Origin of the sequence: Vibrio minamisatsumaniensis (assembly GCF_050337445.1) — a bacterium.
GTDB classification, from domain to species: Bacteria; Pseudomonadota; Gammaproteobacteria; order Enterobacterales; family Vibrionaceae; genus Vibrio; species Vibrio artabrorum.
This window is the reverse complement of record NZ_JAKJSY010000111.1, coordinates 1-9,680: the sequence shown is the minus strand read 5'-3', so window position 1 is coordinate 9,680 and position 9,680 is coordinate 1. Positions and strand designations below refer to the sequence as shown.

The following is a 9,680-nucleotide window of genomic DNA, read 5'->3' as shown; positions in this document are numbered from 1 at the left end:
ACTAAGTATTAGTTAAAAAGGGTGAAAACCACCAATATTTTGTATCGTACTTGTTAAAGAATATAATCTGTTTTGGTCGGCAGAGAAGAAACAAAAATGCATCATTTAGCCCTTTCAGATATCATGTGTATCCACTTAAAAGGAAGCACTATGCAAAACGTTATTGATATTTCTTGGTGGCAATTATTGTTCTTCAGTTCACTTCTCTTGCTACCCATTACCATCAACCACAAGTTAAAACTCGGCCTTGGCAAAGAGGCTTCTATCAGCATAATTCGTATGGTTATTCAGCTATTTTTGGTTGGACTTTACCTAGAATACTTGTTCACCTTGAATAGTTTATGGGTCAATTTACTGTGGTTATTTGCGATGATTATCGTCGGCGCAAGCTCGATTGTTGAAAAAACTCGGCTACCAAGGAGCCTACTTTTAGCACCTGTCGCCGTTAGCCTTACGGTAACTTGTATACCGATTGTCTTATTTATCTGCTTTTTCATCATTAAACCGACCCCTATTTTGAACGCGCAATATCTTATCCCTATCGCAGGTATGTTATTAGGGAATAGCTTGAGCAGTAATATTGTCGCTTTGCAGAACTTATTTGGTGCTTTTGACACACAGAAATCAGAATACGAAGCGGCAATTGCGTTAGGTGCCTCTCCAGCCTATGCCGCGGCGCCTTTTGTACGTACGGCGATACAAAAGGCGATGTCTCCGATTATGGCTTCTATGGCAACGACAGGCTTAGTGACGCTTCCAGGCATGATGACGGGGCAGATTTTAGGCGGGGCTTCACCAATGATTGCGATCAAATATCAACTGATGATCATGTTGGCTATTTTCGTGATGATGAGCTGTTCTTTAGCTCTTTCACTTCACTTAGCGTTGAAGACATCTCTGACCAAACAAGGGCGAGTTCTCGCCCGAATACAGCCAACAAACTAGGCTCTCACTTCACAACGATCGGTTTACTCACTGAATTTGGAACAGGTTATCCACAGAAACTGTGGATAACCGAACCAATGTCGATTCTTTTTTACCCACTTTGACTCGGCAAAAGACTTATCACACTAAACCTTTCACAATTTCAGAGACATAGGCATTCTGACTGAGCTTGCACTATTGAGCCTTCACACAATAATTTAAAGCGAGGCTGACGTGGTTTTCCACAAATAAAAACGGCCTGCATTGCAGGCCGTTTTTAAAGATTATCAATCAGTATCGAGTTATCAATGCGTCTGAATTAATCACGTAAGTAGATTAACCAATACCACATACCGACAAATATGCCGCCACCGATGATATTACCCAAAGTAACAGGTAATAAGTTGTTCGTTAAAAAATCAATCAAATTCAAATCAACATAGTCCGCAGGGTTTGCACCCGTCATGGTCCAAAAAGACGCCGGAGCAAACGTTTTTATGCCTATGGCCAATGGTACTTGGAACATATTCGCAATACAGTGCTCAAAACCAGACGATACAAACATCGCAACAGGCAAAATCATGACCGTGATTTTGTCAGTCAGTGTACGTCCACTGAACGTCATCCATACTGCGATACAAACTAATACGTTACACATGATACCGAGCGCGACAGCTTGGATAAAGCCATGATGCAGTTTGTGTTGGGAAATCGCCATTGCATTCAAACCAACTTGACCATGGTCGAGCATGTATTGTTTTGTCAGAAGCATGCAGGCCACTAGCAACAGCGCACCAATCAAGTTACCGATATAAACTGTAGCCCAGTTTTTAATTAACGTTTTCCAAGTGATCTTGCCGCTTGCGCGCGCCACCAACGTTAAAACAGAACTTGTAAATAGCTCCCCGCCGGTTACGACAACGAGAATCAAGCCTAAGCTAAATGCCAGGCCACCCAATAAGCGAGTCATACCCCACGGAAAATCACCAGCTCCTGTGGTTACGATAGTGTAGAACACAAACGCAATACCGATATGGATACCCGCGGAAATCGCTAAAAGAAGAGATTTCATTGGATCTTTTGTTGCTTTACCTACGCCGATATCAGCAGCGCGCTCGGCCATTTGTGGCGGTAATAGTGAGTCAAATTGGTTTAGATTCATGATAATTTACATTTTGAAACATGTTTTCGGGAGCAAGATAATCCACTCTTTCATTGCCGAATTCAAGAGCTATTTCATGCTCAAAAAGCCGTTCGCAATAAAGAAAATACAAAACCGTCAGTGGTATTGAAATTTCATACGGCTTTAATACTAAAAAGAGAAGTCYGATGAATGAGAAATCATCAATAGGATAAAAACTTAACCCTAATTATCAATAGCTTAAAAATAAAAAGAAGAAAAACAAACACAACAATGACTTTCTGAAAGCCATTATTTCGATATTTTGATTTAGATCAACAGAAAGTAAAAAAGCGCCCTAGGCGCTTTTAACTTAATCACAAATACAAAGATTTCCGGGATTAAAATGGAACTTCCATCACACTTCCGATACGCATTATTGCGCTTGATCTTTTCTTTCCAAGGCAAGGTTCGAAGATGTCATATCAGTGTCACTTTGATTGGTACCTTTACTCCCTACGCTTTTCAAGGTGTCCACCAACTCTTCTAGGCTCTTTATGTGAGCGTCACTCTTCATTATCTGTGCATCTAATAACTCACGCCTTTCCTTCGCCTCAGACAGTTGCAGCCTTTGCTGTTGATTCTCGCTTTTCAATGCTTTGATGCTAGCCACAATCTTCTGAGATTGAAGGCGCAGAACAACATCACGATAATCTTCGCCATTGACCGCTTTTGAGATACTGAGTAAATGACTCTCCATATTCAATACCGATTGTTCGAACTCATCACCTTTCACATTCGCAAGAGCTTTGACTTCATGAGCAACACTACGCATGTGACTCAATTCGAACTCAGCAGCATGAACGGCGTCTTCAATGATCGATTTTTCTCGTGGGCTGGCTTTTACTTGCGCCTCTGCTAATGCAATTTGAAAAGCGGCTTTCGCAAAGGTCAGTGGAACAACATCATCAAAATCGTCATCTTCTAAAGACTCTAATTCATTTTTCAGAGGTTCTATGTATTTCTTATACGCGACTTTAACTTCGAGCAAACGAGCGTGATTAAGAAATTCCACCTGCGCTTCTTGAGCATCTTCTAGCTCATCGACTAACACGTACTCAAACAACTCACTATATTCTGAATACAACCGCTTATAGCTCGATGTAAACAGAGTATCTGCACCAAGAAACTTAAGGTAATCCATTTGTACAATCGAATCCGCTAACACTCGGTCAGCCTTCTTCTTCAGTGCTAAAATCGACTCATAGTTTGACTTAACCAACGCGATGTTTTCATCAAAAGCTTCAGCGTAAGTTAGGCTTGAAAAAATGGAGTAACTTTTAGTTAGGCGAGTTTCGTCTTTCAATAGGTCCGCATAAATACTTTCAGCATCGTCCCATGCGTCTAAAAGTTCATTGTAATTTTCGGGAGCATAAATAGACCACTGGGCATGGTGTTTGAGCTTAGACTCCCACTCAGCATGCACGCTTTGAACATGATGAAAAGAATGAATGCCTGTTGCAGACTCATTATCCTTATTTGTAACTTGATTTGCATCTGTCTGCTTTGAGGGTGTGCTCTGACACCCTGCGATAGCAAATAGCATACTAACAACTAATGCTACTTTGTTCGCTCTCACTAATTGCCCATCCTTTTAATACAATATTTGCTCAACGCAATCTATGTCTCGCCATAATATATTACAACCGTATAGCAATAAACATCACCGATGACTTAAGTGAGCATAAATCACCCAACCTAACCAAAAAAAAACCACCCGGCGATGATTAATCGACCAATTCGGGATCACTTATCAATTCTTTTTATTTGCTATTGCCTGAGCGGTCAATGCGCACTATTGTGGAAAGAGAGAACGTTATGAATTTATAGGTTAATTATGAAGTACAACGCTAAACATATTGCTGAATTAAACCTCCTTCTTCAATTTGACTTGAGCAGTGCCGCGACTGGTATCAAAGTTCATCAAGAAGCAGCCCAAGAAACTCAAGACGCTGTTAAGCGCCTATTCGAAAAAAACCTGTGTACTCTGCCAGACGGTGGTTATCTAACAGATGAAGGTATCGAGATGGCCGAACGCGCAGATAAGTTAATCCGCATACTAAGCTAAAACTCTTAAGTTATAGCCTAAACTCCACTTGCCTCGGCCGTGGAGTTTTTTCATTTTGAGCCAAAGCTTTGTTAGGCTTGTACTAACCACAGTGAGGAACGTATGGCTTCTATATTTATCGTCGGAGCAGGATGGCTAGGTGCACCTTTGTCGACACATTTAATGAAACATGGTCACCAAGTGGTGGTAACAAAAACCACCAAAGCAGGTGCCCGCACCATTGGTAACGAACGAATCCCCTGTGAAGAGTTTAGCTTTAGTTCATCAGAGCCTGAGCAGACTATTGAGCGACTCTCTTCGCTTTTATGCAAAAGCAATGCGAAGATTGTGATTGGTAGCTTCCCTCCTGGCTTTAGAAAAGGAGCAGGTACGCAATATGCCGAGTACTGGCGGCAACTCACTGATGCATGTCTGAGAGCAAAGATTAACAAGCTCATTATGATCAGCTCAACCACGGTATACCCAAACAAACCCTGTGTATTGCATGAACAAGATGCCTCGTTCGCCCTTCTCACCTCAGAAAACAAACACACACCTTCATTTTCCGATAACGCACGAGTGATGCTGCAAGCTGAGCAGTTGGTGATGGATTCAGGGCTCGATTTCACTATCCTTCGTTTCAGCGGTTTAATTGGCCCAAACCGCCACCCATCAAGATTCGCAAGTAAATTAAAACAGGTTAGCTCTCAAGCACCTGCAAATATGCTTCATCTTGACGATGCCATTGGTTCGGTCAATTTCGCTATTGAGCAACTGCACAATGAAGTGGTTAACGTAACGACGCCCAATACGGTCAGTAAAGCTGAATTTTACGCCGCCGCACTCAAGAGTGTGAATAGCCGCGAGCCGCTTCCACCGATTGTCGATACTCCAGACAAACGGGTCTCCTCGAAAAAGCTCCTCGATTTAGGTTACTCATTTAAATTCAATTCCACACTGGAGGCGCTTTATGACTAAACAATCTCCCACTCAATCTTCTTTAGACAAACCATCTACAGTGATGCTCCATCGCGCAGTTGACACCCTTTGGAATTTCATGTCGATGGGCCATAAAGTTGAGCCTTCAGACTGTATTTTTGTATTGTGCAGTAACGATACCCGAGTCGCTGAATATGCGGCCGAGCTTTATCATCAAAAAGTCGCGCCTTACATCGTTTTTTCCGGTGGTGTGGGACGCTTTACTGAAGGGAAATTTGATAGCTCAGAAGCAGAAACATTTGCCGAAATTGCCAGAGACTGCGGCGTGTCTAAATCAGACATTATTATTGAAAAGCATGCAACCAATACCGGTGAAAATGTACGTTTTACCCACAAGCTACTGACAGAACGAGGGCTATTTCCAAAACGACTGACCTTAGTTCAAAAGCCATTTATGGAAAAACGAACCTATGCGACTTTTACTAAACAGTGGCCAGACAAAGCGACCGAGATTCAAGTCACGTCACAATGGCAAAACTGGGTTGATTACTTTAACGAAGAGTTACCATTAGATATGGTGTTAGGCGCGCTACTTGCTGACTTTGAACGAATCAAATCATACCCATCCAAAGGGTTTCAGATTGATATGCCTATCCCAGACAACGTTGAATACGCTTACCAAACGTTGAAGAAACTGGGGTTTGAATAACACTTTAAGTAACCAAATCATCCTGTTCTAAAAGCAAAAACGGTGGCACTTGGCCACCGTTTTCTTATTCTCAGATTTTCACTTTAGATGATGTTTTTGCGCTGTTCATTTTAGGAAAGAGACCAAGAAGCCGTTTATTTACCTAACGCTTCTTTGTAGTGCAAACGACATGCAGAAACATATTGGTCATTACCACCAATAGCCACTTGGTCACCTTCGGCAATCGCCACACCGTGTTCATCGGTACGAATAACCATATTAGCTTTACGACCACAGTGACAAATGGTTTTCAACTCCACAAGTTTGTCTGCCCAAGAAAGTAAGTAACGACTACCTTCAAACAGCTCTCCCAAGAAATCGGTACGTAAGCCGTAACAGAGTACAGGGATATGCAGTTTATCAACCACTTCTGTGAGTTGGTACACCTGTTCTTTTGACAAGAACTGACACTCATCGATCAAAACACAATGGCGCTTCTCTTCTTCATTAAGCGTTTGAATTGCTTCAAACATATCCGTGTCATTTTTAAACAGCTGAGCTTCAGATTGTAGACCAATTCGAGAGCTGACCTTGCCGATACCGTAGCGATCATCTAACGCTGCTGTGAAGATCACGGGCGTCATGCCTCGCTCTCGATAGTTGAATGAAGATTGAAGAAGTGTTGTTGATTTACCCGCATTCATTGCTGAGTAATAAAAATACATCTGGGCCACAGAAATATTCCTGTTAATTAAAAGTTGAAGATAAAAGCAAAGGTGACATTAAAGAATGTGTACTAGAAAAAAGGGCTGAAAATCAGCCCTTCTTATAAGATTTACTTACGACGCCAAGTCGTACCTTCTGGACCATCTTCCAGAACAATACCCAACTCATTTAACTTGTCACGAGCAAGATCAGCATTAGCCCAGTCTTTAGAGGCACGTGAATCATTACGTAGTTTAATAAGGCCTTCAATTTCTGCTACTTCGTTGTCATTACCCGCAGCATCACCTTTAAGGAAAGCTTCTGGATCTTGATGAAGAATACCAATGATGTCGGCAAGTTCACGCATCAATGCACCGAGAGCACTCGCTTTTTCGATGCTCTCTGTCTTGATACGGTTGATTTCACGAGCCATTTCAAACAACACCGAATACGCTTCAGGTGTATTGAAATCGTCGTTCATTGCCATAGAGAATCGAGTTACATATTCTTGACCACCAGCGGGAGCCGCTGTTCGATCTAGGCCTCGAAGTGATGTGTACAGACGCTCTAACGATGCACGCGCTTGATTTAGGTTGTCTTCGCTGTAGTTCAATTGACTACGATAGTGACCAGACATTAGGAAGTAACGTACTGTTTCAGCATCGTAATGTGCTAGCACGTCACGAATAGTGAAGAAATTACCCAGTGATTTAGACATTTTCTCTTTGTCGACCATCACCATGCCACTGTGCATCCAAGTATTTACATACTGAGTGCCGTGCGCGCAGCAAGATTGTGCGATTTCGTTCTCGTGGTGCGGGAACTGTAGATCTGAACCACCACCGTGGATATCAAAGTGATTACCAAGAATAGACGAGTTCATGGCTGAACATTCGATGTGCCAACCTGGACGACCTGGACCCCATGGTGATTCCCATGTCGGCTCACCTGGCTTAGACATCTTCCAAAGAACAAAATCTAACGGGCTACGTTTTGCAGAATCAACATCAACACGAGCGCCTGCTTGCAGTTGCTCTAAGTCTTGCTTTGAAAGCTTGCCGTATTCATCAAACTTCTTCACTTCGAACATCACATCGCCGTTGCTTGCCACATAAGCAAAATCACGCTCAATCAGCTTTTCAACAAGCTCAATGATTTCCGTGATGAATTCCGTTGCACGAGGCTCAACGTCTGGACGCTTCATGTTCAACGCATCGAAGTCAGCGTGCATTTCACCGATCAGACGCTCAGTCAGAGATTCACAAGACTCACCGTTTTCGTTGGCACGCTTGATGATCTTGTCATCGATATCTGTGATGTTGCGAACGAAGTTCAAATCGTAACCAAGATAACGAAGGTAACGAGTCACAACATCAAAAGAAACAAACGTTCGGCCATGACCAATATGACAGAGATCGTAGATGGTTACCCCACAGACATACATGCCGACTTTGCCAGCTGTAATTGGTTTGAATTCCTCTTTCTGCCTTGTGAGTGTGTTATAAATTTTTAGCATGATCTCTATCTATATTTGTGTATTAATCAAAATAAGAGGGTAAGTATAACAATTCATACGTTATTAGGTAATCCCCCAAAGCAGGAATTCCCTTAAACAACCGAGTTAAGTAGATGATTTGATGATTTGAAAGTCCGCCAACATGCGCTAGAATTCGAACTTCATATTAAAAAGACAGTAAGGTAACAATCATGATCATCCTTCACACAAATTTTGGTGATATCAAAGTTCAACTTAACGAAGAAAAAGCACCAGAAACAAGCGCAAACTTTCTACAGTATTGCCGTGACGGTTTCTACGACAACACACTATTCCACCGTGTTATCGATGGTTTCATGATTCAAGGCGGCGGCATGACTTCTGGCCTGAAAGAAAAAACGACTCGTGCAACAATCAAAAATGAAGCAAACAACGGTCTTGCGAACAAAGTTGGTACGCTAGCAATGGCTCGTACTATGGAACCGCATTCAGCGAGCTCTCAGTTCTTCATCAACGTTAACGACAACTCTTTCCTAAACTTCCGTAGCGAAAGCCTAGACGGTTGGGGCTACTGTGTATTCGCTGAAGTGGTTGAAGGCATGGACATCGTGAACAAGATTAAAGGTGTTAGCACTGGTTCTATGGGTATGCACCAAGACGTACCTCTAGAAGAAGTGATCATCACGGGTACAACAATCGAAGCTTAATTACTTGCTATCGGTTAGGATGTGTTGATCTAGAACAAAATTTAACCGCCAAAGGTCAACACGCCCTAGTATTAATAATTGATCAGCCGATAAAACCAGGATACAGGGAGCGAATCGCTCCCTTTTTTAGACCTATGAAAACATATTTTATATCAGACCTACACCTCGCACCATCACGACAAGATATTACCGATTGCTTCCTAACCTTCATGAAAAACGAAGCAGTAGAGGCCGATGCACTCTACGTGTTAGGCGATCTGTTCGAATTCTGGATTGGTGACGACGATAAAAGTGAGTTCGCCAATTCCATTCGTCAGGCCTTTATCGACTTAGTCAAATCCGGAGTTCCTTGTTATTTCACTCAGGGTAACCGCGACTTTTTAGTGGGTAAAAAATTTGCCAAACAAACCGGTGTTCAGCTCTTAGACGAAGTATCGACGATCGATATCTATGGGCAAAAAGCGGTGGTATTACATGGTGATACCTTATGTACCGAAGATGTAAAATATCTCGCTTTCCGTGAAAAAGTGCACCAACCGTGGTTACAGTGGGTCTTCAATCGAATTCCATTCTTCATCAAAAAGAAAATCGTCTCTAAAGTTCAGTCTGATATTAATGAAGACAAGCAGACTAAATCTCTCGACATCATGGACGTGACACAACAAGAAGTCGAAAATGTCATGGAACGACACCACGTGAATATTATGATCCACGGCCATACCCATCGTCCAAATATCCATATCTTTAATGCGAATGGTTGCAATAAAACTCGCATTGTACTGGGTGATTGGTATACGCAGGGTTCAGTGCTGTTGTTTACTCCAGAGAATTTTGAACTACAGAAGCGTGAGTTTAGCAATAGCTTTCACCGCCACTCTTAAACTTTCACTTTAATTACTATTATTGGTCAGACTTTCTTGGATTGTATCTAGTAATTTTTACCAAATTAGATATTATCTCTTTATTAAAAATAAACCGAACACAGTACTAAGTTG

General features: G+C 42.0%; 10 protein-coding genes. 6 read left to right on the top strand and 4 right to left on the bottom strand.

Going from position 1 to position 9,680, the window contains the following annotated elements; translation table 11 throughout:
* The first annotated feature begins 150 nt into the window (after positions 1 to 150).
* A complete protein-coding gene (locus tag L4B77_RS18385; RefSeq protein WP_429752196.1) occupies positions 151 to 945 on the top strand; it encodes an ABC transporter permease in 795 nt (264 codons plus the stop codon).
* A 298-nt stretch (positions 946 to 1,243) separates the two neighbouring features.
* On the opposite strand, the gene focA is transcribed toward L4B77_RS18385, so the two are convergent.
* Both focA and L4B77_RS18375 read right to left on the bottom strand, forming a co-directional pair.
* Complete coding sequence (gene focA / locus L4B77_RS18380; protein WP_261839366.1) at positions 1,244 to 2,086, bottom strand: formate transporter FocA; 843 nt, start codon at positions 2,084 to 2,086, stop codon at positions 1,244 to 1,246.
* A gap of 394 nt (positions 2,087 to 2,480) precedes the next feature.
* Positions 2,481 to 3,683, bottom strand: a complete 1,203-nt coding sequence (locus tag L4B77_RS18375) for an ATPase (RefSeq protein ID WP_261839365.1) — start codon at positions 3,681 to 3,683, stop codon at positions 2,481 to 2,483.
* A gap of 258 nt (positions 3,684 to 3,941) precedes the next feature.
* Here L4B77_RS18375 and L4B77_RS18370 point away from each other — a divergent pair, with 258 nt between their 5' ends.
* From L4B77_RS18370 to L4B77_RS18360, 3 genes are all read left to right on the top strand, one after another.
* A complete protein-coding gene (locus L4B77_RS18370; RefSeq protein WP_261839364.1) occupies positions 3,942 to 4,172 on the top strand; it encodes a TIGR02647 family protein in 231 nt (76 codons plus the stop codon).
* 102 nt (positions 4,173 to 4,274) lie between these two features.
* Complete coding sequence (locus L4B77_RS18365; protein WP_429752193.1) at positions 4,275 to 5,129, top strand: NAD-dependent epimerase/dehydratase family protein; 855 nt, start codon at positions 4,275 to 4,277, stop codon at positions 5,127 to 5,129.
* Positions 5,122 to 5,799, top strand: coding sequence for a YdcF family protein (locus L4B77_RS18360; protein ID WP_429752191.1), 678 nt, complete (start codon positions 5,122 to 5,124; stop codon positions 5,797 to 5,799). Before L4B77_RS18365 ends, L4B77_RS18360 begins: the two co-directional genes overlap by 8 nt.
* A gap of 134 nt (positions 5,800 to 5,933) precedes the next feature.
* Here the strand turns inward: L4B77_RS18360 and L4B77_RS18355 are convergent, their stop codons facing one another.
* Positions 5,934 to 6,512 carry a thymidine kinase gene (locus L4B77_RS18355; protein ID WP_261839361.1) on the bottom strand — a complete coding sequence of 193 codons (579 nt, stop codon included), beginning with the start codon at positions 6,510 to 6,512 and terminating at the stop codon, positions 5,934 to 5,936.
* Between the two features lie 101 nt (positions 6,513 to 6,613).
* Positions 6,614 to 7,999: a cysteine--tRNA ligase gene (gene cysS, locus L4B77_RS18350; protein ID WP_429752189.1), complete on the bottom strand. Its 1,386-nt coding sequence runs from the start codon at positions 7,997 to 7,999 to the stop codon at positions 6,614 to 6,616.
* A gap of 191 nt (positions 8,000 to 8,190) precedes the next feature.
* Between cysS and L4B77_RS18345 the strand changes: the two genes are divergently transcribed.
* On the top strand, positions 8,191 to 8,685 hold the full coding sequence (locus L4B77_RS18345; protein WP_010440028.1) for a peptidylprolyl isomerase: 495 nt from the start codon (positions 8,191 to 8,193) through the stop codon (positions 8,683 to 8,685).
* 134 nt (positions 8,686 to 8,819) lie between these two features.
* Positions 8,820 to 9,566, top strand: coding sequence for a UDP-2,3-diacylglucosamine diphosphatase (lpxH, locus tag L4B77_RS18340; RefSeq protein ID WP_429752187.1), 747 nt, complete (start codon positions 8,820 to 8,822; stop codon positions 9,564 to 9,566).
* The last annotated feature ends 114 nt before the right edge of the window (positions 9,567 to 9,680 follow it).